The organism is Caulobacter sp. Root343, assembly GCF_001425745.1.
Taxonomy (GTDB): domain Bacteria; phylum Pseudomonadota; class Alphaproteobacteria; order Caulobacterales; family Caulobacteraceae; genus Caulobacter.
This window is the reverse complement of record NZ_LMDF01000011.1, coordinates 293,770-315,510: the sequence shown is the minus strand read 5'-3', so window position 1 is coordinate 315,510 and position 21,741 is coordinate 293,770. Positions and strand designations below refer to the sequence as shown.

Sequence of the window (21,741 nt, the reverse complement as noted above, 5' to 3'; positions counted from 1 at the left end):
GCTCCTACCGCTTGGGGCCGCCACGCGGGGCGTTTCCGCGCGGCGCCGGACCCTTGGGACCCGGTCGTGGCGCGGCCTTGCCCGGCTTTTCCGAAACCCGTCGCGCCGCGCCCTCCGCCGGGCGGGCTGGTGGCTTGCCGCGCGCGACGGGTTTGCGGTCGTCGATGAACTTGGTCTCCATCGACTTGGGCGCGCGCTTGGCCTTGGGCTGAGCGATGCCCTTGCTGGCCCCCTTGGCCGGTGCGTGCGGCGAGACCTTCTTCTTCGGCTTGGCCCAGCCGGCCTTGTAGACCGGCTTCTCGGACTTTTCCGGCGTGTCGGGCTTGATGATGTCGCGGTCGGCGCGCGGAACGCCCCGGCGCTGGAGGTCGCCGCCGCCCGCCGTGCCCGGCGCCTTCACGGCGTTGGCGATCCCGCCGAACTTCGGGCGGTCGCCGGTCGGCATGTTCTCGGGCGAGACGATGCCTTCCATCAGCTCGCGGATCACCCGGGGGCCAATCTCCTCGATCTGGCCGGCCTCCAAGGCCCCAAGGGCGAACGGGCCGTAGGACAGGCGGATCAGGCGATTGACCTTCAGGCCCAGCGCTTCCAGCACCCGCCGGACCTCGCGGTTCTTGCCCTCGGACAGCGAGACGGTGATCCAGATGTTCTTGCCGCCGCCCGCCTTGTCGTGGGCCTTGTCGATCTTCGCCTCGATGGCCCCGTACTTGACGCCCTCGACGGTGATCCCGTCCTTGAGCGTGTCGAGCTTGGCCTGGGTGGTGTCGCCAAAGGCGCGGGCGCGATAGCGGCGGACCCAGGCGTTGCTGGGCGTCTCCAGGGCGCGCGACACCTCGCCGTCATTGGTCAGCAGCAGCAGGCCTTCGGAGTTCAAGTCCAGACGCCCGATCGAGATCAGGCGCGGCAGCTCCTTGGGCAGCGACTGGAACACCGTCGGCCGACCCTTGGGGTCGTTGTGGGTGGTCATCAAGCCGGTCGGCTTGTGATAGCGGAACATCCGCGTCGGCTCGCGCTCAGCCACCAACTGGCCGTCGACGGTGAGGAAATCACCGGCCTGGACCTTCACCGCCGGCGTGGTCAGCACCTTGCCGTTGATCGCCACGCGACCGGCCTCGATCAGCCGCTCGACCTCGCGCCGCGAGGCCACGCCCGCTCGCGCCAGGGCCTTGGCGACCCGTTCGCCGGGACCGCCGTCGAGCTCGCCGTCTTGACCGTCGAGTTCAGGCTCGTACAGGGGATCGTGGGGTTTGGTCACTTCAAGCGTCCTTCTTGGGCTGGGCGCATCTCACGATGGGCTCTGGAGCATTTCTCGAAATGCTCCCTCTTTCAACTTGGAGCCCCTCTAGGGCTATAGGAGCTGAATGCGCACCGATCTTCCCGAGGATCAAGACCAGCTGATGATGCGCCTCGCCCTCGACGCCGCCCGAGCGGCGGCCGAGGCCGGCGAGACGCCGGTCGGCGCGGTGATCCTCGACCCCAAGACCGGCGAGGTGCTGGCCGTGGCCGGCAACGGTCCGATCGGCGCGCACGACCCGACCGCCCACGCCGAGATCGCCGCGATGCGCGCGGCGGCGGCCAAGCTGGAGAACTACCGCCTCACCGACCTGACCCTGGTCGTCACCCTGGAGCCCTGCGCCATGTGCGCCGGCGCGATCAGTCACGCGCGGATCGGTCGGGTGGTGTTCGGCGCCGAGGACCCCAAGGGCGGCGCCGTGATCCATGGCCCCCGCTTCTTCGCCCAACCCACTTGCCACTGGCGGCCGGAAGTGACGGGCGGTGTTCTGGCCGACGAAAGCGCCGAGCTGCTGCGCGGGTTCTTCCGGGCGCGACGGAAATCGAAGTCCTGACCCGCTCATCCCGCGAAGGCCGGGGACCAAAGCCAAACCATCAAAACATTCTGCCTTCCTAGGCCTTGTGCCTAGGACCCATGGCGCGGCTTGGTCGGGCTTGAGGAATCGCGAACCGGGAGGGTGGGCGTGCGCTGGTTGGAAGTCTGAGCGCCGGAACGCTGGGTGCTAGGCACAAGGCCTAGGAAGGCGAACTTTTCTAATCGGCTCTCAAAAGGCCGGCTCCGCTTGGGTTCCAGCGTTAGCGCGGTTGCCTAGCTGAGCAGGGCCGAGCCCAGCAGGACCTTGGAGCCGGGCTTGCCCAGCACCTGGTCGGCGGCCTTTTGCAGTTCGCGGGCGACGTAGTCGATGTCCGGCGCCGCCCCGCCGCGCAGGCCGGCGGCGTAGATCATCAGCACCTGGGCGAAGGCGGCCCTCAGGCGCGGGGTCGAGGCCTGGGCCCGCTTCATCAGCACGGGATCGCGGACCTCCAGGCCCGTCTCCACGGTCATCACGCCGCGGCGGCCGTCGCGGCGCAGCACGATCGCATTAATCGGATCCATCGCGAAATAGGTAGGCGGGGCCTTGTTCTCCTCGCCGCCGCCATGTCCGGCGAGGGCGACGGTCGGCGCGGCCAGCGAGCCGCCGGCCAGGGCGGCGATCAGGGCGAGCGGCAGGAGGCGAGAGCGGCGCATGACGCCTTGCTACCGCAACGTGGTTGACGTCCTCTTTACGCCTGCGGGCGCAGTAAGGGGCGTTAACCACGATTCGTCGCCGGCTCCCTTTGGCCCGCGGACGTCGCAGGAGGCTGAACTTGGGTCGTTTTTCCCCCAAATCCCTCGATCTGGACGGCAAGGTGATCCTGATCACCGGCGGCACCGGCTCGTTCGGTCGGCGATTCATCGAGACCGTGCTGCGCCGCTACGCCCCGCGGAAGGTCATCGTCTATTCCCGCGACGAATTGAAGCAGAGCGACATGCAGATGGAGCTGCGCGAGCAGTTCGACGACGCGACCTACGCCAAACTTCGTTTTTTCCTCGGCGACGTCCGCGACCGCGAGCGCCTGACCCTGGCTTTGCGCGGGGTCGACATCGTGGTCCACGCCGCGGCCCTGAAGCAGGTGCCGGCGGCCGAGTACAATCCGTCCGAGTGCATCCACACCAACGTGCTGGGCGCCGAGAACGTGGTCTGGGCCAGCCTGACCAACCATGTGAAGCAGGTGATCGCCCTGTCGACCGACAAGGCCTGCAACCCGACCAACCTCTACGGCGCGACCAAGCTGGCCTCGGACAAGACCTTCGTGGCGGCCAACAACCTGTCGGGCGACATCGGCACGCGCTTCTGCGTCGTGCGCTACGGCAATGTGGTGGGCTCGCGCGGCAGCGTGGTGCCTTTGTATCGCCGCCTGCTGAGCCAGGGCGCGACCGAGCTGCCGGTCACCGACCCGCGCATGACCCGCTTCTGGATCACGCTGAACGAAGGCGTCGACTTCGTGCTGTCGTCGCTGACCATGATGCGCGGCGGCGAGATCTTCGTGCCGAAGATCCCGTCCATGGCCATGCCCGACCTGGTCAAGGCCATGTCGCCGGACGCCGGCATGAAGGTGGTCGGCATCCGTCCCGGCGAGAAGCTGCACGAGATCATGATCAGCGCCGACGACGCCCGCTCGACCGTCGAGTTCGAGGACCGCTACGCCATCGAGCCCAACTTCGCCGAGTTCGGCCGCACGCCGTATGGCGCGGCGGACGGCGCCAAGCCGGTGGCCGAGGAGTTCTCGTACAGCAGCGACAACAACCACGACTGGCTCAGCCCCGAAGGCCTGCTGGCCATGCTGGAGGAAAAGGCCGCGCGATGAGCGGCGCCTTCCTCCCCTACGGTCGCCAGACGATCGAGGACGACGACATCGCCGCGGTGGCGCAGGCCTTGCGCGGCGACTACCTGACCACCGGTCCGGCCGTCGAGGCGTTCGAGACCGCCTTCGCCGAGAAGGTCGGCGCCCGCCACGCCGTCGCCGTCTCGAACGGCACGGCCACCCTGCACCTGGCGATGATGGCTCTCGGGATCGGCGAAGGGGACGTCTGCGTCGCCCCGTCAATCACCTTCCTGGCCACCGCCAACTGCGCCCGCTACGTCGGGGCCGAGGTGGTGTTCGCCGACGTCGATCCCGACAGCGGGCTGATGACTCCGGACACCCTGGCCAAGGCCCTGAACGGGGCCCGCGACAAACGCATCAGGGCCGTGCTGCCCGTGCACCTGCGCGGCGACGTCTGCGACCTGCCGGCCATGAAGGCCATGGCCAGCGCCTCGGACGCGGTGCTGGTCGAGGACGCCCCGCACGCCCTAGGCTCGACCGGGACCTTCGGCGGCGTCGCCCATCCGGTCGGCGACGGGGCCTATTCCAGCTTCGCCAGCTTCTCGTTCCACCCGGTCAAGACCCTGGCCACCGGCGAAGGCGGCATGCTGACCACCAACGACGCCGACCTCGCGGCCAAGGCCCGCCTGCTGCGCTCGCACGGCATGGTGCGCCCGGCCGGCGGCGATCCCTGGTGGTACGAGATGCCCGAGCTGGGCTTCAACTACCGCATCCCGGACGTGCTGTGCGCCCTGGGCCTGTCGCAGCTGAACAAGCTGGACCGCTTCGTGGCCCGCCGCCGCCAGCTGACGGCGCTGTACGCCAAGCTGCTGGCCGAGCGCACGCCCCGAGTTCGGCTGGCCGCCAGCCCCGCCCATTCCGATCCCGCCCTGCACCTGCTGACCGTGCTGATCGACTTCGAGGCCGAGGGCCTGTCGCGCCGCACCGTGGTCGAGAGCCTGAAGGCGCAGGGGATCGGGACCCAGGTCCACTACATCCCGGTCCATCGGCAGCCCTATTACGTCAAACGCCAGGGGCTGGCCGACCTTCCCGGCGCCGACGCCTGGTATGCCCGCTGCCTGACCCTGCCGCTGTATCCGACCATGACCGACGGCGACGTCGCGCGGGTGGTGGACGGGCTGGCGGGGATTCTGGGGTAGCGGCCCCTCAGCCGGCCTCGGCCGGGGCCAGGGCGATATCGACCATGATCTCGGCCGAGATCGCCTCCAGCGCCGCCTGGACGGTGTCGGCCCGCAGCGTTGGCGGTAGGCGCAGGCGCGCGTCCATGTGGAACAGCGGCGCGCCGGAGTGGGGCTCGATGCCGAGCCGGGTGTCGAAGGCCTCGATATTGGCGCCGAGGCTGGTCAGGACGCCCGTCACCTGGTGCACGATGCCCGGCTGGTCCTGGCCGACCAGGCTGAAGCGGACCACCTCACCCGAAGCGCTAGCGCTCTCGACCGCCGGCGCGATGCGGACCTCCAGGCCCTGGGCGTCCACCTCGCCGACGGCCGCGCGCAGGCGTTCGACGTCGCCGGGGCCCAGCTCGACCAGCACCGAACCCACATAGAGTCCGCCAAGCCGGCTGAGATGGCTCTCCAACCAGTTGCCGCCGGCCGAAAACACCGCCCGCGCCAGCGCCTGGGTCAGGCCGGGCCGGTCACTGCCGACGACGCTCAGGATCAGGGTGGCCATGGGGAACTCTCGGACACGGGTTTTTGGTGGCGGTGAACGAGCCATGGAGGATCGGCGGCGTCAATGCGGGAGGGGGCTGGATCCCTCTCTCTATGAGAGAGGGGTTTCGCGTGCGACCCGACGAACCCGCCCCTAGGCCGCCTTGCCGACCAGCGTCTTGATCAGGTCCATGGTCTGCGGCGATCCCGCCAGCTGTTCGCGCGAGCTCGGATCGCGCGCCAGTTTCAGCGCCTCGGCCCGGGCCTTGTCGGCCACGGGGCCGGTCGGGCCGGATTCGCCCATGGCCAGCTTGGCCAGCAGCTGCAGGCGATGCGGCAGCGGGGCCGGGGCGCGGACCAGCATGGCCAGCAGGCGTGAGTCGGACTCGATCAAGGCCCCGATGTCGCCGAGCTTGGCGCACAGGGGCTCGTAGTCCTCGCGCACCAGGCCCGAACGGGTCACCGACCTTTGCAGGCCGGCCAGCTGGCTGAGCTTGGCGACCGGCGAGTCCGGGCCTTGGCGCAATTCCTTCTCGAAGCGCATGGCGCTGATGTTGGCGTTCAGCCAGCGGCCGGCGTTGCGCTTGTTGACCGCGCCCATGACGTTCTCGGCCAGGCGGATCAGCATCTTGATCTCTTCGTGGGCCGAACGGTCGCGGCCCAGCAGCGCTTCGATGAAGTCGCCGTTCAGCAGGGTCTTGGAGCGGGTCGTGAAGGCGGCCTGGATGTCCTCGGCCTGCAGGATGCGGCCGGCGGCGGCCGTCAGGCTCATGGCCAGGGCGCGCAGGAATTCGATCTCGGCCTCGGCGTCCTGCGGCTTCAGGCGGCGCACGCCGTTCAGCTCAGTCAGCACGCGCTCGGCGATGGCCTTGCGGACGGTCGGGAAATCGTCGCCGGCCAGCCAGACGCTGAGGCGGCGGGCGGTGCCCGACAGTTCCGGCATGCAGCTGCGGACGCCGCTCTCGATCCTGATCAGAGCCTCGACCGCGTTGCCGCCGGTCATGCGGGTCATGGCCGCCAGGGTCGAGCCCAGGTCGTCCTTGGTTTCGAGCAGGTCGGCCATGCCGGCCCGCGAGCCGATGATCTCGGCCAGAGGCTGTTCGATCGCGCCGAGGGCGGCGGCGCGGGCGCGCGGATCGTCCGGCGCGGCGTCGGCCAGGTCCAGCAGGCGGGCGATCTTCTCCGACCAGCTGGTGGCGGGGGCGATCGAGGCGGCGACGCCGGCCCCCAGCAGGAAGTGGCGGTCGGGATCGGCGACCAGGCGCTCGGCGGCCTTGGCGAAGCCTTCCTTGTCGAGATCCGGCAGGGCCCCCTTCTTGAAGGCCTTCATCAGGTTGGCGACGGTGCGCTCGACCAGGCCCTGGAAGTGGCGGATGATCTCGTGCACGGACTGGCCGCGCGCTTCGGCCTCCGGAATGGCGATCTTCTGCAGGGCGTGCTGCAGGTCGGTGCCGGACGCCTCCAGCTGTTCGACCAGGTCGGGGCGGTGCAGCAGTTCGAACGGGGTGGCCTTGTGCCGCGCCAGCCAGCCTTCCAGCAGGCGGCCGATGCGGTCACGGGCGTGGGCGGTATAGAGGTCGGCGGGCTGGATGCAGAGCGGATCGCGCTCCTCGACATCCTTCTTCGGCTTGCCGCCGTCGACCATCCCCTTGGTGAAGATGGCGATCGACTTGTACTCGCCGGTGTCGGTGTCGAGCGTTTCCTTGCTGACGCGCACGGCCACGGCGCGGCCCTGCTCCAGCACGTCCTCGGCCGTCTGCAACGCGTGCGCGCGGTTTTCCGAGGCGATCTCGAGCGTCCACTGCGCGCCGACTTTCCGCCGGACAAAAAGCTCGTAATGGACTTGGCTCATGCCCGACCCGCTCCAGGAGCATCGACTATGGGATATAAGACCTTAAGGTGAGGTTGAGGCGGCGGGCGCCGACAGTGTGCTGATACGTATCTGGGACCAAGACGCCCCAAAGGCGCCTTCCTGGGGCCGTAAAGCGCGATGAGAACCAGGGAAAGCTTTACCGCGCCGCGCGTTGAAGCTGCGTCGACGGATCGATAGGATCCGCTGATCTCGAAGGCGAAGGACAAGATCGAATAGATGGCCGCCATCACGCTCATTGACGATGACGAGAACATCGTCGCCTCGGTCTCGCTGGCGCTGGAAAGCCACGGCCACGCGGTGAAGGCCTATTACGACGGCGCTTCGGGTCTCGAGGCCGTCGAGGCCAGCCCGCCGGACCTGGTCATCCTCGACGTGAAGATGCCCCGCATGGACGGCATGGAAGTGCTGCGCCGCCTGCGCCAGACGTCCGAGATCCCGGTGATCATGCTGACGTCCAAGGACGACGAGATCGACGAGATCCTCGGCTTCAACCTCGGCGCCGACGATTATATGCACAAGCCCTTCAGCCAGCGTCTGCTGCTGGAGCGGGTCAAGGCCGTGCTGCGCCGGGCCCGTCCGGATGACGAGGACCTGGCGCCGATGGCCGGCTCGGCCGCCGCGGCGGCGGGCTCCAAGGTCATGAAGCGTGGCAAGCTGACCCTCGACCCGGCCCGCCACGACAGCCTGTGGGACGGCCGGCCGGTGCGCCTGACCGTCACCGAGTTCCTGCTGCTGCAGGCCCTGGCCCAGCGCCCCGGCTTCGTGAAGAGCCGCGACAACCTGATGGACGCGGCCTACGACGATCAGGTCTATGTCGACGACCGCACGATCGACAGCCACATCAAGCGCATGCGCAAGAAGTTCCGTCAGGTCGACCCGGAATTCGACTCCATCGAGACCCTGTACGGCGTTGGCTACCGTTACCGCGAGTCCTGATCATCCACCGCAGTGGCGGCTGCGCTGGCCACGCGGTTCGCGGCTCGGGCGGCTGATCATCATCCTGAACGTGCTGGCCCTGGCGATCGTGATCGTCGGGGCCCTCGTGCTGAACGAGCTGCGCAGCGGCCTGGTCAATGCGCGGATCGACAGCCTGACCACCCAGGGCGAGCTGATCGCCAACGTCATCGACCAGTCGGCGACGGTGGGCGAGCCCGAACCGGCCCTGGACCCCTACACCGCCAGCCAGATCTTGCAGGTGCTGTTCATTCCGCGCTCGCAGCGGGCGCGGCTGTTCGACGCCCGCGGCAAGGCGCTGGCTGACTCGTTCGTGGTCGCCGACCGGGTCGACTGGAAGGTGCTCCCCCCGGCGCGTAAGCCGGGCCAGACCGACGGGCCGCGGAAGACCCCGCGCGAAGTGGCCCAGGCCGAGCGCGCCCGCAAGGCCCTGGCCGACGAGATCGCCCGCGCCATGAAGGGCCGCGCCGTGGCCGGCACGCGCATCGCCGAGGACGGCGAGCGGGTGGTGTCGGTGTCGATCCCGATCCAGCATGTCCGGGCCGTCCTGGGCGTTCTGACCCTGGAGGCCGGCGACGTCGACGAAATCATCTCGGCCGAGCGCAAGGCCCTGCTGCCGTTCATCGTCGTGGCCATGACCGCGATCCTGATCTCCAGCGTGCTGCTGCACCGCCTGATCGCCGTGCCCGTCCAGCGCCTGGCCCGGGCCGCCGACCATGTGCGCCTGCAAGGCGCGCGCGCCATCTCCCTGCCTGACCTGGCGCGGCGCCGGGACGAGCTGGGCGACCTGTCGCGCTCGCTGGAGGACATGACCCATTCGCTGTCCGAGCGCATGGACGCCATCGAGCGCTTCGCCGCCGACGTGGCCCATGAGATCAAGAACCCGCTGACCTCGATCCGCTCGGCGATCGAGACCCTGGACATCGTCACCGAACCCGCCGCCCGGGCCCGGCTGCTGGCCATCCTGCAGCAGGACGTCAACCGGCTGGACCGCCTGGTCACTGACATCTCCAACGCCTCGCGCCTGGACGCCGAGCTGTCGCGCGAGCACCCCAAGGCCCTGGACCTGGGCCGCCTGCTGGCCGAGGTGGTCAGCCTGTATGAGGCCCAGCTGCGCCCGGGCGACGCGCCGGGCAGCGTACGGGTCTCGCTGCATGTCGCCGACCCGGCTCATCCGGCGGTGGTCCTGGCCCGCGAGACGCCGATCGGCCAGGTGTTCCGCAACCTGGTCGACAACGCCCGCTCGTTCAGCCCCGCCGACGGCGAGGTGCGCATCAGCCTGGCCCGCGTCCGTGGCCGCCTGATCGCCACCGTCGAGGACGACGGCCCCGGTATTCCGCCCGACAATCTCGAGACCATCTTCGAACGTTTCTATACCTCGCGCCCCAAGGGCCGGGCGTTCGGGAGCAATTCGGGCCTGGGCCTGTCGATCGCCCGCCAGATCGTCGAGGCGCACGGCGGCCTGATTCGCGCCGAAAATCGCAAGGATGGAGGGGGCGCGGTGATCGGCGCCCGCTTCGTCGTCGACCTGCCGGACGCCCACGCATGAGCGAGTCGAACATCCGTCATGCCGGCCTGATCGCCTTGCGCCACGCCGGCGTCTGGCGCGGGGTCCTGATCGAAGGGCCGTCGGGCGCGGGCAAGAGCGACCTGGCCCTGCGCGCCCTCGACGCCGGTTTCCGCCTGGTGGCCGACGACCACACTGTGGTGTTCGTCTCCGGCGGGCGCCTCTGGGGCAAGGCGCCCGAGCCGCTGGCGGGCTTGATCGAGGTGCGGGGCCTGGGCGTGGTCGCCGCCGACGCCCTGCCGTTCGCCGAGATCGTCATGCTTGTCCGCTGCGTCGAGCGCCCGGACGCGGTCGAACGCATGCCCGACCCGCGCGTCGAAACGATCGCCGACATTTCCGTTCCGGTTTTCGACCTGTGGCCGCGAGAACCCGCCGCGCCGGCGAAAATCCGACGCATGATGCAGTCTCTTGGAGTCGCATCCTAACGGGCGTATCAAGGCCGCCCGCGCGACGCTCTCCCGGTCGCGATGGGTATGGGGATCCCGTTTGAGACAACAGGCATGATCGGGCTCGTGATCGTGACGCACGGGCGTCTGGCGGAAGAATTTGTCTCCGCCATGGAGCATGTCGTGGGCCCGCAGGCCGCCGTGAAGGCGATCTGCATCGGCCCGGAAGACGACATGGAACGTCGCCGTTCGGACATTCTGAAGGCCTGCGCGGCCGTCGACGAGAGCGGCGACGGCGTCATCCTGCTGACCGACATGTTCGGCGGCACGCCCAGCAACCTGGCCATCTCGGTGATGGAGCAGACCAAGGCCGAGGTCATCGCCGGCCTCAACCTGCCGATGCTGATCAAGCTGGCCAGCGTGCGCCAGCGCGAGACCCTGCAGGCTTGCGTCGCCCACGCCCAGGAGGCTGGACGCAAGTACATCTCCGTGGCCTCCTACGTGCTCGCCGGAGAAAAGTAACGGGCATGGCTTCACGCACGGTCGAGATCGTCAACGAGCGGGGATTGCACGCCCGGGCCTCGGCCAAGTTCGTGAAGATGGCGTCCGGTTTCGACGCCGAGGTGACGGTCAGCCGGGACGGCGCGTCCGTCGACGCCCGCTCGATCATGGGCCTGATGATGCTGGCCGCCGGCATCGGCTCGACCATCGACATCTCCGCCGAGGGCCCCGAAGCCGGCCCCGCCGTCGAGGCGCTGTGCGAGCTGGTGGCCAACCGGTTCGACGAAGAGCGCTAGAGCCGCTCGACATATACTGAGAGGCTAATTTACCCGCCTTCCTGGGCCCAGGACCCAGGGTTCAGCTTCAACAGAATCGGGGCTGAGTTCACGGTCTTTCGGCCGCGCGAACCCGAAGAGTCCACACCTGCCTCGAACATGGGTCTGGGCACAGGGCCCAGGAAGGCAGTGGGATCTGGACCTGCACAGGTGAAGGTCGATTGGCTTTAGGCCGCGCCGAAAGCCTCTGATCATCGCGAAAGCGGACAACGCCAATCGGGCCCCGGGGCCGGCGCGAGGCCAGCCCCGAGTACGAAGGTCACCACGCCTTCGCCCCCACACGGTTGTCGAGCTGGGCGCGCAGGTTGCCCAGGCCCAGCCGGGTGATCCGGTAGGGCCCGCCGTCCTGGCTGGCGATCAGCCGCTTGCGCTTCAGTGATTGGAAGACGCCGATCGTGCAGTCGGTGAGCCGCCAGCCGTCGCGGGTGACGCATTCGGCCGAGGTGATCCGGCCCTTTCCGTCGCGTTCGAGTTCGATATGGCCGCCCTGGGCCAGGGCGTGCAGCGTCCGTTGCTGCGGTTTGGGAATGTTCAAGGGAGTGTCCGAGAGATCGAGGCGCGTGAACGCGCGTCTCCGGGGCCTCCTCAAGACCCTCAAGTCCGGACGTGACTCATCACACCCAGAGCGGAGCGCGCGGGCGGAACGGGCCTGGCGACTTTCGAACCGAGGTTCGGAGCCTGTTAGGCCCGGACCTCGCGCACAATCTCGGACATGAACCACACAAGAGAGGTTGGTGCGGGGAGGATGGGGGAAGTGAGCGCGGAGCTCAAGGGGGTCGGAATTCCCTCTCCCCTTGCGGGAGAGGGTGGCCCGCGAAGCGGGTCGGGTGAGGGGTTGAAGAGCAGGACCGCCGCTGCGGCGGTAGGCTGGGCGCGGGCTGACTGGATGATCAACCCCTCATCCGTCGGCTCCGCCGACACCTTCTCCCGCAAGGGGAGAAGGGGGAGGAGAACGTCCATCACGGTTAAGCATTTTTGGAAATCATTAACCGCGAACCTTGGCAGTTCCTTAGTTCGCACCTGCGAGAACGTCCCCATCAAGTTGGTTCGCCAAAACAAGGAACGGGTGGGCATGAAATTCTCGATCGCGATCGCCGCGGGTATCGCCGGCAGCTTCTTCGTCGCTCAGGCCGCGTCGGCCGCCGGCGGTTTCGAAGACCAGATGGGCCGCTGCCTGCAGCAGTTCGCCAACACCCGCGACGCCGCTCAGGTGATGCTGGAATGCACCGCCGACGCCGGCAAGCTGTCGGACTGCAAGGTCGTCGACAACAGCGCCGCTGGTAAGGGCCGGCGCCGTGAAGGTCCCCTTCCGCTTCCCGGGCGGCGCGTAAGTCTTACGCGACAGCTTCTCGAAGCAAGCCCCCGCCGGTTCCGCCGGCGGGGGCTTTCGCGTTTCTAGAGCCTGTCCGTTTCTGATGGAAACATCAGAAACGGATAAACAGGCTCTATCAATACTTAGAGCGTGGCGGGCGCCGAAACCGCTCACACTTTCGGCTGCCACGCTCTAGAGCAGGATTCGCTGGGCCGGCTCGATGAGCTCGGGTTCGCCGAGCAGGCCTCGCCGGCGCAGTTCGGTCTCGGCGCTGAAGCGGATGTTGACGTCGCGGTCCTGGGCCAGCGCCCGCAGCGCCTCCGGACCGAGCCGATCCCAGGCCTTGCCGCGCTCTGGCCCGGCCGGCACGCGCGGCAGCAGCCCCGGCTCGCGGCTCCAGGCCAATAATTGCTCCAGCGACGCGGCGTTCAGCATGTCGCGCAGGTGGTGGGCGGTGACATAGGCGTCGGGCAGGGCCCGATGCGCCGGCAGGCCCAGTTCGCGCACCAGACCCTCGGGATTTCGCTGATAGCGCAGCATCTGGTTGGAAAAGCTCGCCAGATGCGGCCAGAGCCGCAGGGCGCATTTCCACGTGCAGATCCAGGGCGCGCCGCCGGTGAAGCGGGGCGTGCAATAGCGCTGCTCGAACGCCGCGCGATGGGCGGCCAGGGCTTGGACGCCATCGTCGGGGCGCAGCACGTCGGGCGCGACGGTCTTCCAGAACGGCGCGCTGGCGACGTCCGCGTCGATGATGTGGTGGATCGCCATGGTCTCGGGCGAGATCGGCCGACCGGGATTGACCAGCAGGGCGCCGCGCGCCTCGGCGACGCTCCAGCGGCCGTCGGGATTCTGGACGACGTCCTGCCAGCCGATCTCGCAGACCTCGTGCGGACCATTGCCGGCGGTCTCTAGGTCGATGACGCGGATGCGGGGCGGAGACATGGAAGACATATGGTCGTCGGCGGCCTCGGGTCCAAACGGCCCGGATGACCGCTACTTCTTCGGCTTGGCCGGGGTGGTCTGGGCCACCTTCACCGGCGCGCCCTGCTGACGGGCGTCGCTGACCAGGCCGGCGCAGTCGGCGTCCTTGGCCTCGCCGGCGGTGATGAAGGGCAGCAAGGCGGCCAGCGGGTTGATGATCGAGCCCAGGGCCGCGGCGATGCCGCCCTGGCCGACGGCCTTGCTGGGATCAAGGCCGATCTTCGGGGCCATGAACGGACCCTTGATGGTGATCGGGATGAACAGCCGCACCAGGCGCGGCTTCTTGCTGTCGCCCTCGATGCGGAAGTCCATCCGCTCGGTCTCCAGATTGATCGTGCCGCGGCCCCGCGCCAGCACCACGCCGGTGTCGGCCACCAGGTGGTTGGTGGTCATCACGCCGTTCTTGACGTCGAAGTCGGCCACGACGCAGCGCACCGGTGTTTCCTTCTCGCTCTTGGACAGCAGCAGCAGCAGGCCCTTGGAGGCGTTGACGCCCAGCAGCTCGGCGAAGGCCTGGCGGATCTGGCCGCGCGGCGCGACCAGGGTCATCGAGCCGTCGGCGCTGGAAGCGGCGCGGTGGACGCTGTTGCCGAAGCCGGACAGCTTGGCTCGGGCCATGACCGGCCCCTCGATGGCGGGCTTGCCGCCGCTCTGAATCGGGATGAAATCCTCCAGCCGGGCGTTGGTCAGGCGCAGGTCGACGTCGGTGCGCGGAACCTTGGGCCGGGCGTCCAGCCGCACCTTCCCCTTCAGATCGCCGCGCGAGAAGGTGAAGGCCAGCGGGTCCATGGTCAGCACGCCCTCGTTCAGGGCCAGTTCCAGGCTGACCTTGCGCAGCGGCAGGTTCGGGGCGTTCACCGTGTCGGCGCGGTAGCTGACCTTGGCGTCCATGGCCCGGACGCGTTCGACCTGCAGGGTGGCGTCGGGCAGCAGGCGCTGGGTGGCGTCGCGCTGGGCGGCCTCGACCTTCTGGCCCGCCGAGGCGGTCTCGCCACGACCGGTGGCCGGGGCGGCGCCGACCAGGCTGCCCAGGTCGTCGAAGTCCAGGCGGCGCGAGCGCAGGTCAGCCTCCAGATACGGCCGCTCGCGCCCGGTCAGCACGAACAGGTCGCCGGCGATGTCGCTGTCGCCGACCCGGCCGGTCATCTTCTCGAAGTCATAGCGCAGGCCCTTGCGGACCAGGTGGCCTGACACCCGGTAGGGCGGGGTGTTGGGCAGGGTCAGGCCGGTCAGGTCGTGCAGGCGGTTCAGGTCGGCGCCCGAAACGGTCAGCTGGGTCTCCAGCCGGCCCAGGTCGAACGGCTTGTTGACCTGGCCCTCGGCGGTGATGCGGGTCGAGCCGGCGCGAACCTCGGCGTCGAACGGATAGGGGCGGTCGGGCGAGATGTTCAGCAGCGGGCCGCCGGTGACCTGGGCGACGAAGGCGGACCGGTTCAGGCTGCCCTTGCCCTCCAGCACGAAGCGGCCGCCACGCTCGCCGGCCCGCTCCTGGGCGTTGACGGTGCCGACGAACAGCGCGCCGCGCTGGCGATCGTCGACCCGCAGGGCGCCGTCATTGATCACGAAGCGCTGGATGGCCGGTAGCTTCAGCGGCTGGTCGGTCTTGCGGGCCCCGAACGTCCAGTTGGCCTTGCCGTCCTGCGCGCGCAGCAGGCGCACGTCGGCCCGGTCGATGGCCAGGAACGGCAGGATCATCTGGCCGCGCAGCAGCGGCAGGATCTTGATTTGGAAGGCGATCCGCTGGACGCGGGCCATCGGCGACGGGTCGGGATCGACCGTCTTGGCCCAGGCCGGCTGGCCGATACGGACGCCATAGGCCTCGACCTTGGGCGAGAACGACCAGGGATGGACCCGCAGGTCGCCGGTGATCGCCACCTCGCGCTGCATCTGGGCCGAGGCGTAGCGGCCGACCGGGCCGCGCAGCCAGTTCCAGTCGAAGATCACCAGGAACGCCACCACGGCCGCGACCAGGGCCAGGGCCGCGCCGATCCCGATCAGGGCGCGGCGCGACGGCCTACGGAAGGGCTTCCGAGGCGGTCTGGGCTCGAGGATGGCGTCGGCGGTCGACAGGATCGTGGCTCCGGTTGATCCCTCGTAACGCGCGAGGCCGGCAGTCCCGTTCCAATTTGGCGCTAGTTGGCGGTCTTCAGGACCGCGTCAGTACACCAGCCCGATGCTGCTGACGGCGGCCGCGGCCACCACGAAGATGGCGATGGCCACCAGTTCATAGATCTTGAAGAGCGGTCGGCTCGGCGTACGCATGATGATAGTTCCCCCTGTCCCATTTTGGTGCGTGTCTCCACGTCCGGCGCAAGGGCGGCGCCACCCGGATCGGGTTAAGGCCTCTTTCCGGGCCAGATCAGGTAACCGGCTTCGTCGCGGCCCGCGGCGACGTAACCGTACGCATAGGACGACGCATAGCTGTCGACCGGGCCCCCACGACCCTGGTCATAGCCGTCGCCATATGCGCGGACTCTCTCGTGTTCGTATTCCTCGACCCGCTGTTCGTAGCGGGCGTCGTGCTGCCGGCGCTCGCCATAGCGGTCGCCGGCGTCAGAATTGTAACGGGGCGGGCCGCCGAGCAGCCCCTCGTCGCGGCGCGTCTCGACGTCGAGACGGTCCCGGCCATAGCCCCATTGATCGTACTGAGCCCAGCCGCGATCGGGATCGCATTCGATGCGGTCCCAGCGATAGGCGCCGCCCGGGCCGGTCACGCGCCGTGTGACGCAGTCGCCGGGTCCCGAATTGGCCGGCAGCAGTTCCGGATCTAGCGGCAGGCCGACGCCGCCCTGGCGCGAGCCGGCGGCAGCGGGCGCGGCCGCCAGGCTGGCGGCGGCGAGGGCGAGGACGGTAAGCGGGCGAAGAAACGACATGGGCGGCTCCGGAGAGCGTTAACAAAACACTAACGGCGCGGAGGTGAGCATGGTTTCGCCCATCGCGCGAGCGTCACCATGGACTTGCCGCTTTCCCTTGCCGTCCCGCCCGGCTAGCTTTCGGTCAAACAAGTGTTCGGGGGGGCGGCGATGGCGATCGAGGCGGTGATCTGGGACTTCGGCGGCGTGTTCACCACCTCGCCGTTCGAGGCCTTCCGCCGCTACGAGATCGCGCGCGGCCTGCCCGAGAACTTCATCCGCGCGGTCAACGCCGCCGATCCGGACGCCAACGCCTGGGTCCGGTTCGAGCGAGCCGAGATCGACGCCGCCGCCTTCGACACCCTGTTCCTCGAAGAGGCCACGCGGCGGGGCCACGCCGTGCGCGGGGTCGAGGTGCTGCCGCTGCTGTACGGCGATCTTCGGCCCAGGGTCGTGGACGCGCTGAGGGCCTGCAAGGCGCGGTTCAAGGTCGGCTGCATCACCAACAACGTCCCGACCGGCCACGGGCCGGGCATGGCCCAGAACGCCGACAAGGCCGTGGCGGTCGGCGAGATCATGGCCCTGTTCGACGCGGTGATCGAAAGCTCCAAGGCCGGGGTCCGCAAGCCCGACCCGCGCATCTACCAGATGATGTGCGAGCTGTTGGGCGTCGCGCCCGAGGCCTGCGTCTATCTCGACGACCTGGGGATCAACTGCAAGCCGGCGGCGGCCCTGGGCATGACCGCCATCAAGGTCTCCAGCGAAGCCCAGCTGCTCGCCGACCTTGCCGAAGCGACGAGATTGGCGTTCTGAGGGAGAAACGGATTCCCTCGGAGGAAACATGTCCCGCCCCAGGATCGGCGCCGCCGCCGCGATCGCCCAGCTCACCGGCTGGAGCGCCGCGCCGGATCACGCGGACGCCATCGCCAAGACTTATCTGTTCACCGATTTCAACGAAGCCTTCGGCTTCATGACCCGCGTGGCCCTGATGGCCGAGAAGCTCGACCATCATCCGGAATGGTTCAACGTCTACAACCGCGTCGAGGTGCTGCTGACCACGCACGACGCCGACGGCGTGACGGAGCTGGACGTGGCGCTGGCCAAGTTCATGGACGCGGCGGCGGGCTGATCTCTCCTCTCCATTAGGGGGAGGTGGATCGATGCGAATACGCATCGAGACGGAGGGGGTCCGCGAAGCGGTGGTGAACTCGCCACCTCACAGGGCCCCTCCACCGGCGTTCGCCGGTCCCCCTCCCCCAGAGGAGGAGGAGAGATTTGTCTTCCCCTTCGTGTGCGCCCGGTTCAAACTATCGTTTGAAAAACAATCGGGAGGACGCCGCAAATGGCGCAGAGCACGGGCCGGGTCGCCGGCAAGAAGGCCTTCATCACCGGTGGGGCCCAGGGCCTGGGCGCGGCGGCGGGCCGGATGCTGGCCAAGGAGGGCGCCAAGGTGGCGCTGGCCGACCTGAACCTCGCCGGGGCCCAGGCCGTGGCCGACGAGATCAACGCCGCGCACGGAGCAGGCACGGCCTTCGCCTATGAGCTGGACGTCACCCAGGAAGACCAGTGGATCGAGGTCCTGGAAAAGGCCGCCGGGGACATGGGCGGCCTGTCGGTGCTGGTCAACAATGCCGGCATCGGCGGCGACGGGCCCATCGAAAGCCTGGATTTCGGCCTTTGGAAGAAGGTGATGTCGGTCAATGTCGACTCGGTCTTCCTGGGCGCCAAACACGCCCTGACCCACATGCGGGCTCACCAGCCCGGCTCGATCATCAATCTGAGCTCGATCGCCGGCCTGATCGCCAATGGCAACTCGCCGGCCTACAACGCCTCCAAGGCGGCGGTCTGGCTGCTCAGCAAGAACATCGCGCTGTACTGCGCCAAGATGAAGCTCGACATCCGCTCGAACTCCATCCACCCGACCTTCATCGACACGCCGATCCTGGACGGCTTTTCGGCGCGGTTCGGCAAGGAAGAGGCCTTCGCCAAGCTGGCGCGGCAGGTGCCGCTGGGCCGCATCGGCGAGCCGAACGACATCGCCAATGCGGTGCTCTACCTGGCCAGCGACGAGAGCAAGTTCATGACCGGCGCGGAGATCAAGGTCGACGGCGGCATTTCGGCGATGTGATCGCGAATTCCCTTCTCCCCTTGCGGGAGAAGGTGTCGGCAAAGCCGACGGATGAGGGGTTGAAGAACGAAGACGCCGCGACAAGCCTTTCGGCCGTCGCGGCGTTTCTGTCTGTGCGACCCCTCACCCGACCCGCAGCGCGGGCCACCCTCTCCCGCAAGGGGAGAGGGAAGTGGGATCAGCGCGGCGCGCGCTTCGCCAGGATCCGCTGCAGCGTGCGTCGGTGCATGTTCAGCCGGCGCGCCGTTTCCGAGACGTTGTGACCGCACATCTCGTAGACGCGCTGGATGTGCTCCCACCGCACGCGGTCGGCGCTCATCGGGTTTTCCGGCGGGGTCGGGGCCGCATCCTTGGCGGCCAGCAGGGCGCGGGCCACGTCGTCGGCGTCGGCGGGCTTGGACAGGTAGTCGACCACCCCCGCCTTCACGGCCGCCACGGCGGTGGCGATATTGCCATAGCCGGTCAGCATGATGACCTTGGCGTCGGGCCGCGCATCACGCACGGCCTCGACCACTTTCAGGCCGGAACCGTCCTCCAGCCGCATGTCCAGCACGGCGTGGGCCGGCGCGGCCCCGCGCAGGATGGTCAGGGCCTCGGCGACGGAAGCGGCCAGCGTCACCTCGAAGCCACGCTGCTCCAGCGCGCGTCCGAGCCGGGTCCGCAGGGGTCCGTCATCGTCCAACAGCAGCAGTGTCTTGTCCGGCAGCGCCGAAACCAGCTCGCCAATATCCGCCATGAAGTCAGCCCCTCCCCGGGCCAATACTCAGCAGGCCAATAACAACCTATACTTTCGTGCTTGCGGACAAGACTCAAGCCCCCTCTTGCGCGCGAACAAAATCAGGCCCCCGTATAGCCGGGCGCTTCGAGCGCCGGCCGAGGCCAGCGCGCCGAAACAACCGCGCCGCCACGGCGTCCATTACGGAAATCCACGGTCGCCCCGGTTCGTTCCAGAAGAGTCTTGGCGATGAAGAAGCCAAGGCCCATGCCGATATGGCCGGTGCGTGACCCTTCCGCCCCCGGACGGGTGGTCACATAGGGTTCGCCCAGCTTGGCCAGCACTTCCGGTGAGAAGCCAGGGCCGTCGTCGCGGGCCTCGATGACGATGTAGCGGGCGTCGAAGCGGGCGATGACGATCACCTCGCCACGGGCGAAATCGACCGCATTCTCGACGATCGAGGTCATGGCGTGGATGATCTCGGGGCGACGCCAGATGTCGGGCGCGGTCTCGCCCGACGGGCCGTTGACCACGGCCTCGACCCGGATGCCGTGCACCATGTGCGGCTCGATCACGTCCTGGACCAGCTGGACCAGGCTCATGCGCTCGTGCACCGCGTCGGTGGCCTCGGGCATTTCGGTCAGGCGCTGCAGGATTTCTCGGCAACGGGCCGCCTGGCCGATCAGCAGTTCGGCGTCCTCGCGGACCTCCTCGCTAGTGGCGTTGCGGGCCATTTCGCGGGAAACGACCGAGATGGTGGCCAGCGGCGTGCCCAGTTCGTGGGCGGCGGCGGCGGCCAAGGCGCCCAGGGCCGACAGCCGCTGCTCGCGGGCCAGGACGGTCTCGGTGACGTTCAGGGCCAGCTCCATCCGCGCGGACTCGCTGGCGGCCTGCCAAGCGTAGGCGGCGGTGATGACGATGCCGAAGATCCGGGCGGCGACGATGCTCCACAGCATCAGCGAGCTGGGCATGAGCGGCGCGGCGGCGCCGGCCAGGGTCGGCAACGGCATGTGGAACAAGGCCAGCATCACCGACGACAGGATGGCCAGCAGGCCCAGGCCCAGGGCGTAACGCGCCGGCAGGGTGGCCGCCGCCAGGGTGACCGGGGCGATCAGCAGCAGCGAGAACGGGTTCAGCGCCCCGCCGGTCAGGTACAGCAGGCCCGACAGCTGCAGGATGTCGAAGGCGATCTGGGCGGTGGCCTCGCCGTCGCGGGCCAGGCGCTGACCGCTGGAGGCCAGGCCCAGCAGCACATTCAGCCAGGCCGCCAGGGCGATCAGGGTGAAGCACAGCGCCCATGGGACTTGCAGTTTCAGAGCGAGGCCGGCGATCAGCAGGACGGCCGTCTGGCCCACCACCGAGACCCAGCGCTGGGCCAGCAGGGTGCGAACCCTTAAGCGTCCACGGCGAAGCCCAGGCGCGGTCCAGGACCAGGCGTCGTCTTGCGCCGGTTCTTCGCCCGGCTTATCGAGCCCCTTGTGACGTTGATCATCGGGCGCTCTAGCGAACGAAACGTCAGCCATGTCCGCAAGATTGTCCATATTCTCGCGCGTGGCGAGAGTAAAAGATCGGGCGACAGTAAAAGGATGAAATGCACATGCCGCGTCACCGCCTTGTCCTGATCCTGGCCTGCGTGGTCGGCCTCGCGGTTACGGCGGGGCTGGCGTGGAATGCGGGCGTCTTCAAGTCGCAACCGACGGCCGCCGTCGGCGGGCCGTTCCAACTGGTCGACCAGAACGGCGCGCCGGCCACCGAGAAGGTGCTGAAGGGGAAATGGAGCGCGGTGTTCTTTGGTTTCACCTACTGCCCCGACGTCTGCCCCGGCACGCTGCAGGGCCTGGCGGCGGCCACCGACCAGTTGGGCCCCAAGGCCAAGGACTTCCAGATCGTCTTCATTTCGATCGACCCGGGCCGCGACACCGCCGCCCAGATGAAGACCTACCTGTCGGCCGACTATGTCCCGAAATCGACGATCGGCCTGACGGGAACGCCGGAGCAGGTCGCGGCCGCGGCCAAGGCCTACAAGGTCTATTACGCCAAGGTCGGCGACGGGCCCGGCTACACCATGGACCACTCGACCGCGATCTACCTGATGGACCCCAAGGGCCGCTTCAAGACGGTGATCCCCTACAACCTGCCGCCCGACGAGATCGCCCGCCGCGTCAAGGACGCGATGCGCGAGGGGTGAGACCCGGCCGCGGCCGGCTGGGGCCAAATCGACATTACATCTGGGGCAAATCCCACTGCCTTCCTGGGGCCTGTGCCCAGGAGCCGTGCTTGAGGCCGGTGTGGACTTTGGGTCCGCGCGGCCGAAAGACCGTGAACTCAGCCGAAGTTCAGTTGAAGCTGAACCCTGGGCCCTGGGCACAAGGCTCAGGAAGGCGGGTAAATTCTATTCGCAGTGAATGTCGACCGGCCCCGAGCGCTCACCCCCGCAGGATCTTCGCCATCGCCTTGCCTTTGGCCAGTTCGTCGATGAGCTTGTCGAGGTAGCGGATCTCGCGCATCAGCGGATCGGCGACGTCTTCGACACGGACGCCGCAGACCACGCCCGTGATCAGGGCGCGCGCGGGGTTCAAGGCGGGGGCCCTGGCGAAGAAAGTCTGGAAGTCGGTCTGGTCGGCGAGGTGCGCCTGGAAGGCCTCCGGGGTGAAGCCGGTCAGCCATAGGATGATCTGGTCGACCTCGGCTCGGGTGCGGCCCTTCCGCTCCGCCTTGGCGACGTAAAGCGGATAAACGCTGGCGAAGCTGGTGGCATAGATCCGGTGGGTCATCGCGATCGATCCGCT

Annotated in this window: 24 protein-coding genes and 1 pseudogene; 13 read left to right on the top strand and 12 right to left on the bottom strand. The window is 68.4% G+C overall.

Annotated features, from left to right (window positions below; all coding sequences use genetic code 11):
* Positions 1 to 4: 4 nt before the first annotated feature.
* A complete protein-coding gene (locus ASC70_RS23300) occupies positions 5 to 1,255 on the bottom strand; it encodes a pseudouridine synthase (RefSeq protein WP_056055260.1) in 1,251 nt (416 codons plus the stop codon).
* Between the two features lie 106 nt (positions 1,256 to 1,361).
* Between ASC70_RS23300 and tadA the strand changes: the two genes are divergently transcribed.
* Positions 1,362 to 1,847, top strand: coding sequence for a tRNA adenosine(34) deaminase TadA (gene tadA, locus ASC70_RS23295; protein ID WP_082539906.1), 486 nt, complete (start codon positions 1,362 to 1,364; stop codon positions 1,845 to 1,847).
* A gap of 254 nt (positions 1,848 to 2,101) precedes the next feature.
* Here tadA and ASC70_RS23290 read toward each other — a convergent pair whose 3' ends face one another.
* Entirely contained in the window at positions 2,102 to 2,521 is a 420-nt protein-coding gene (locus ASC70_RS23290) for a hypothetical protein (RefSeq protein ID WP_056055257.1), read from the bottom strand.
* A gap of 119 nt (positions 2,522 to 2,640) precedes the next feature.
* Here ASC70_RS23290 and pseB point away from each other — a divergent pair, with 119 nt between their 5' ends.
* Together pseB and pseC are read left to right on the top strand one after the other, a co-directional pair.
* Entirely contained in the window at positions 2,641 to 3,681 is a 1,041-nt protein-coding gene (gene pseB, locus ASC70_RS23285) for a UDP-N-acetylglucosamine 4,6-dehydratase (inverting) (protein ID WP_056055254.1), read from the top strand.
* Complete coding sequence (pseC, locus tag ASC70_RS23280) at positions 3,678 to 4,838, top strand: UDP-4-amino-4,6-dideoxy-N-acetyl-beta-L-altrosamine transaminase (protein ID WP_056055251.1); 1,161 nt, start codon at positions 3,678 to 3,680, stop codon at positions 4,836 to 4,838. The genes pseB and pseC overlap by 4 nt, the downstream gene beginning before the upstream one ends.
* Positions 4,839 to 4,845: 7 nt before the next feature.
* On the opposite strand, the gene ASC70_RS23275 is transcribed toward pseC, so the two are convergent.
* Both ASC70_RS23275 and ASC70_RS23270 read right to left on the bottom strand, forming a co-directional pair.
* Entirely contained in the window at positions 4,846 to 5,370 is a 525-nt protein-coding gene (locus ASC70_RS23275) for a glycine cleavage system protein R (protein WP_056055246.1), read from the bottom strand.
* Positions 5,371 to 5,502: 132 nt separating this feature from the next.
* The gene (locus tag ASC70_RS23270; protein WP_056055243.1) at positions 5,503 to 7,200 is read right to left on the bottom strand and encodes a hypothetical protein; all 1,698 of its coding nucleotides are present in this window, start codon (positions 7,198 to 7,200) and stop codon (positions 5,503 to 5,505) included.
* Between the two features lie 237 nt (positions 7,201 to 7,437).
* Here ASC70_RS23270 and ASC70_RS23265 point away from each other — a divergent pair, with 237 nt between their 5' ends.
* The 5 genes from ASC70_RS23265 to ASC70_RS23245 all read left to right on the top strand — a co-directional run bounded on the left by ASC70_RS23265 (position 7,438) and on the right by ASC70_RS23245 (position 10,925).
* Positions 7,438 to 8,157, top strand: coding sequence for a response regulator transcription factor (locus tag ASC70_RS23265; protein ID WP_047412158.1), 720 nt, complete (start codon positions 7,438 to 7,440; stop codon positions 8,155 to 8,157).
* Positions 8,132 to 9,724 (top strand): ATP-binding protein, encoded by a 1,593-nt coding sequence (locus tag ASC70_RS23260; protein WP_056055240.1) that lies wholly within the window; start codon positions 8,132 to 8,134, stop codon positions 9,722 to 9,724. The genes ASC70_RS23265 and ASC70_RS23260 overlap by 26 nt, the downstream gene beginning before the upstream one ends.
* Positions 9,721 to 10,167 (top strand): HPr kinase/phosphorylase, encoded by a 447-nt coding sequence (locus ASC70_RS23255; RefSeq protein WP_047412153.1) that lies wholly within the window; start codon positions 9,721 to 9,723, stop codon positions 10,165 to 10,167. The genes ASC70_RS23260 and ASC70_RS23255 overlap by 4 nt, the downstream gene beginning before the upstream one ends.
* A gap of 75 nt (positions 10,168 to 10,242) precedes the next feature.
* A complete protein-coding gene (locus ASC70_RS23250) occupies positions 10,243 to 10,650 on the top strand; it encodes a PTS sugar transporter subunit IIA (protein WP_047412150.1) in 408 nt (135 codons plus the stop codon).
* A gap of 5 nt (positions 10,651 to 10,655) precedes the next feature.
* Positions 10,656 to 10,925, top strand: coding sequence for an HPr family phosphocarrier protein (locus tag ASC70_RS23245; RefSeq protein WP_047412147.1), 270 nt, complete (start codon positions 10,656 to 10,658; stop codon positions 10,923 to 10,925).
* A gap of 298 nt (positions 10,926 to 11,223) precedes the next feature.
* Here ASC70_RS23245 and ASC70_RS23240 read toward each other — a convergent pair whose 3' ends face one another.
* Positions 11,224 to 11,499 carry a YjhX family toxin gene (locus tag ASC70_RS23240; protein ID WP_056055237.1) on the bottom strand — a complete coding sequence of 92 codons (276 nt, stop codon included), beginning with the start codon at positions 11,497 to 11,499 and terminating at the stop codon, positions 11,224 to 11,226.
* A gap of 537 nt (positions 11,500 to 12,036) precedes the next feature.
* Here ASC70_RS23240 and ASC70_RS23230 point away from each other — a divergent pair.
* Positions 12,037 to 12,295 (top strand): annotated as a pseudogene (locus ASC70_RS23230) (hypothetical protein).
* Between the two features lie 173 nt (positions 12,296 to 12,468).
* On the opposite strand, the gene ASC70_RS23225 reads toward ASC70_RS23230, so the two are convergent.
* The 4 genes from ASC70_RS23225 to ASC70_RS23215 all read right to left on the bottom strand — a co-directional run bounded on the left by ASC70_RS23225 (position 12,469) and on the right by ASC70_RS23215 (position 16,130).
* Positions 12,469 to 13,218, bottom strand: coding sequence for an exonuclease domain-containing protein (locus ASC70_RS23225; RefSeq protein ID WP_235519590.1), 750 nt, complete (start codon positions 13,216 to 13,218; stop codon positions 12,469 to 12,471).
* A gap of 51 nt (positions 13,219 to 13,269) precedes the next feature.
* The gene (locus tag ASC70_RS23220; protein ID WP_369815464.1) at positions 13,270 to 15,228 is read right to left on the bottom strand and encodes an AsmA family protein; all 1,959 of its coding nucleotides are present in this window, start codon (positions 15,226 to 15,228) and stop codon (positions 13,270 to 13,272) included.
* 186 nt (positions 15,229 to 15,414) lie between these two features.
* Positions 15,415 to 15,519, bottom strand: coding sequence for a hypothetical protein (locus ASC70_RS24695; RefSeq protein ID WP_082539908.1), 105 nt, complete (start codon positions 15,517 to 15,519; stop codon positions 15,415 to 15,417).
* Positions 15,520 to 15,593: 74 nt separating this feature from the next.
* Positions 15,594 to 16,130: a hypothetical protein gene (locus tag ASC70_RS23215; protein ID WP_056055228.1), complete on the bottom strand. Its 537-nt coding sequence runs from the start codon at positions 16,128 to 16,130 to the stop codon at positions 15,594 to 15,596.
* A 150-nt stretch (positions 16,131 to 16,280) separates the two neighbouring features.
* Between ASC70_RS23215 and ASC70_RS23210 the strand changes: the two genes are divergently transcribed.
* The 3 genes from ASC70_RS23210 to ASC70_RS23200 all read left to right on the top strand — a co-directional run bounded on the left by ASC70_RS23210 (position 16,281) and on the right by ASC70_RS23200 (position 18,237).
* A complete protein-coding gene (locus ASC70_RS23210) occupies positions 16,281 to 16,922 on the top strand; it encodes an HAD-IA family hydrolase (RefSeq protein WP_056055224.1) in 642 nt (213 codons plus the stop codon).
* Between the two features lie 28 nt (positions 16,923 to 16,950).
* Positions 16,951 to 17,238, top strand: a complete 288-nt coding sequence (locus tag ASC70_RS23205; protein ID WP_056055222.1) for a 4a-hydroxytetrahydrobiopterin dehydratase — start codon at positions 16,951 to 16,953, stop codon at positions 17,236 to 17,238.
* Between the two features lie 213 nt (positions 17,239 to 17,451).
* A complete protein-coding gene (locus tag ASC70_RS23200; RefSeq protein WP_056055217.1) occupies positions 17,452 to 18,237 on the top strand; it encodes an SDR family oxidoreductase in 786 nt (261 codons plus the stop codon).
* A 178-nt stretch (positions 18,238 to 18,415) separates the two neighbouring features.
* On the opposite strand, the gene spdR is transcribed toward ASC70_RS23200, so the two are convergent.
* Positions 18,416 to 18,973, bottom strand: a complete 558-nt coding sequence (spdR, locus tag ASC70_RS23195; protein ID WP_056055214.1) for a stationary phase response regulator transcription factor SpdR — start codon at positions 18,971 to 18,973, stop codon at positions 18,416 to 18,418.
* A 101-nt stretch (positions 18,974 to 19,074) separates the two neighbouring features.
* Positions 19,075 to 20,475, bottom strand: a complete 1,401-nt coding sequence (locus ASC70_RS23190; RefSeq protein ID WP_056055337.1) for an ActS/PrrB/RegB family redox-sensitive histidine kinase — start codon at positions 20,473 to 20,475, stop codon at positions 19,075 to 19,077.
* A 74-nt stretch (positions 20,476 to 20,549) separates the two neighbouring features.
* Between ASC70_RS23190 and ASC70_RS23185 the strand changes: the two genes are divergently transcribed.
* Entirely contained in the window at positions 20,550 to 21,140 is a 591-nt protein-coding gene (locus ASC70_RS23185; RefSeq protein WP_056055334.1) for an SCO family protein, read from the top strand.
* A gap of 238 nt (positions 21,141 to 21,378) precedes the next feature.
* On the opposite strand, the gene ASC70_RS23180 is transcribed toward ASC70_RS23185, so the two are convergent.
* Complete coding sequence (locus tag ASC70_RS23180) at positions 21,379 to 21,726, bottom strand: DUF2200 domain-containing protein (protein WP_056055212.1); 348 nt, start codon at positions 21,724 to 21,726, stop codon at positions 21,379 to 21,381.
* Positions 21,727 to 21,741: the final 15 nt, after the last annotated feature.

Coding starts and splice junctions, on each gene's coding strand:
- ASC70_RS23255 (WP_047412153.1), top strand. CDS start 9,721: ATGAGCGAGTCGAACATCCGTCATGCCGGCCTGATCGCCTTGCGCCAC.
- ASC70_RS23290 (WP_056055257.1), bottom strand. CDS start 2,521: ATGCGCCGCTCTCGCCTCCTGCCGCTCGCCCTGATCGCCGCCCTGGCC.
- ASC70_RS23190 (WP_056055337.1), bottom strand. CDS start 20,475: ATGGCTGACGTTTCGTTCGCTAGAGCGCCCGATGATCAACGTCACAAG.
- pseC (WP_056055251.1), top strand. CDS start 3,678: ATGAGCGGCGCCTTCCTCCCCTACGGTCGCCAGACGATCGAGGACGAC.
- spdR (WP_056055214.1), bottom strand. CDS start 18,973: ATGGCGGATATTGGCGAGCTGGTTTCGGCGCTGCCGGACAAGACACTG.
- ASC70_RS23210 (WP_056055224.1), top strand. CDS start 16,281: ATGGCGATCGAGGCGGTGATCTGGGACTTCGGCGGCGTGTTCACCACC.
- ASC70_RS23200 (WP_056055217.1), top strand. CDS start 17,452: ATGGCGCAGAGCACGGGCCGGGTCGCCGGCAAGAAGGCCTTCATCACC.
- ASC70_RS23275 (WP_056055246.1), bottom strand. CDS start 5,370: ATGGCCACCCTGATCCTGAGCGTCGTCGGCAGTGACCGGCCCGGCCTG.
- ASC70_RS23205 (WP_056055222.1), top strand. CDS start 16,951: ATGTCCCGCCCCAGGATCGGCGCCGCCGCCGCGATCGCCCAGCTCACC.
- ASC70_RS23245 (WP_047412147.1), top strand. CDS start 10,656: ATGGCTTCACGCACGGTCGAGATCGTCAACGAGCGGGGATTGCACGCC.
- ASC70_RS23265 (WP_047412158.1), top strand. CDS start 7,438: ATGGCCGCCATCACGCTCATTGACGATGACGAGAACATCGTCGCCTCG.
- ASC70_RS23225 (WP_235519590.1), bottom strand. CDS start 13,218: ATGTCTCCGCCCCGCATCCGCGTCATCGACCTAGAGACCGCCGGCAAT.
- ASC70_RS23215 (WP_056055228.1), bottom strand. CDS start 16,130: ATGTCGTTTCTTCGCCCGCTTACCGTCCTCGCCCTCGCCGCCGCCAGC.
- ASC70_RS24695 (WP_082539908.1), bottom strand. CDS start 15,519: ATGCGTACGCCGAGCCGACCGCTCTTCAAGATCTATGAACTGGTGGCC.
- tadA (WP_082539906.1), top strand. CDS start 1,362: ATGCGCACCGATCTTCCCGAGGATCAAGACCAGCTGATGATGCGCCTC.
- ASC70_RS23180 (WP_056055212.1), bottom strand. CDS start 21,726: ATGACCCACCGGATCTATGCCACCAGCTTCGCCAGCGTTTATCCGCTT.
- ASC70_RS23270 (WP_056055243.1), bottom strand. CDS start 7,200: ATGAGCCAAGTCCATTACGAGCTTTTTGTCCGGCGGAAAGTCGGCGCG.
- ASC70_RS23185 (WP_056055334.1), top strand. CDS start 20,550: ATGCCGCGTCACCGCCTTGTCCTGATCCTGGCCTGCGTGGTCGGCCTC.
- ASC70_RS23250 (WP_047412150.1), top strand. CDS start 10,243: ATGATCGGGCTCGTGATCGTGACGCACGGGCGTCTGGCGGAAGAATTT.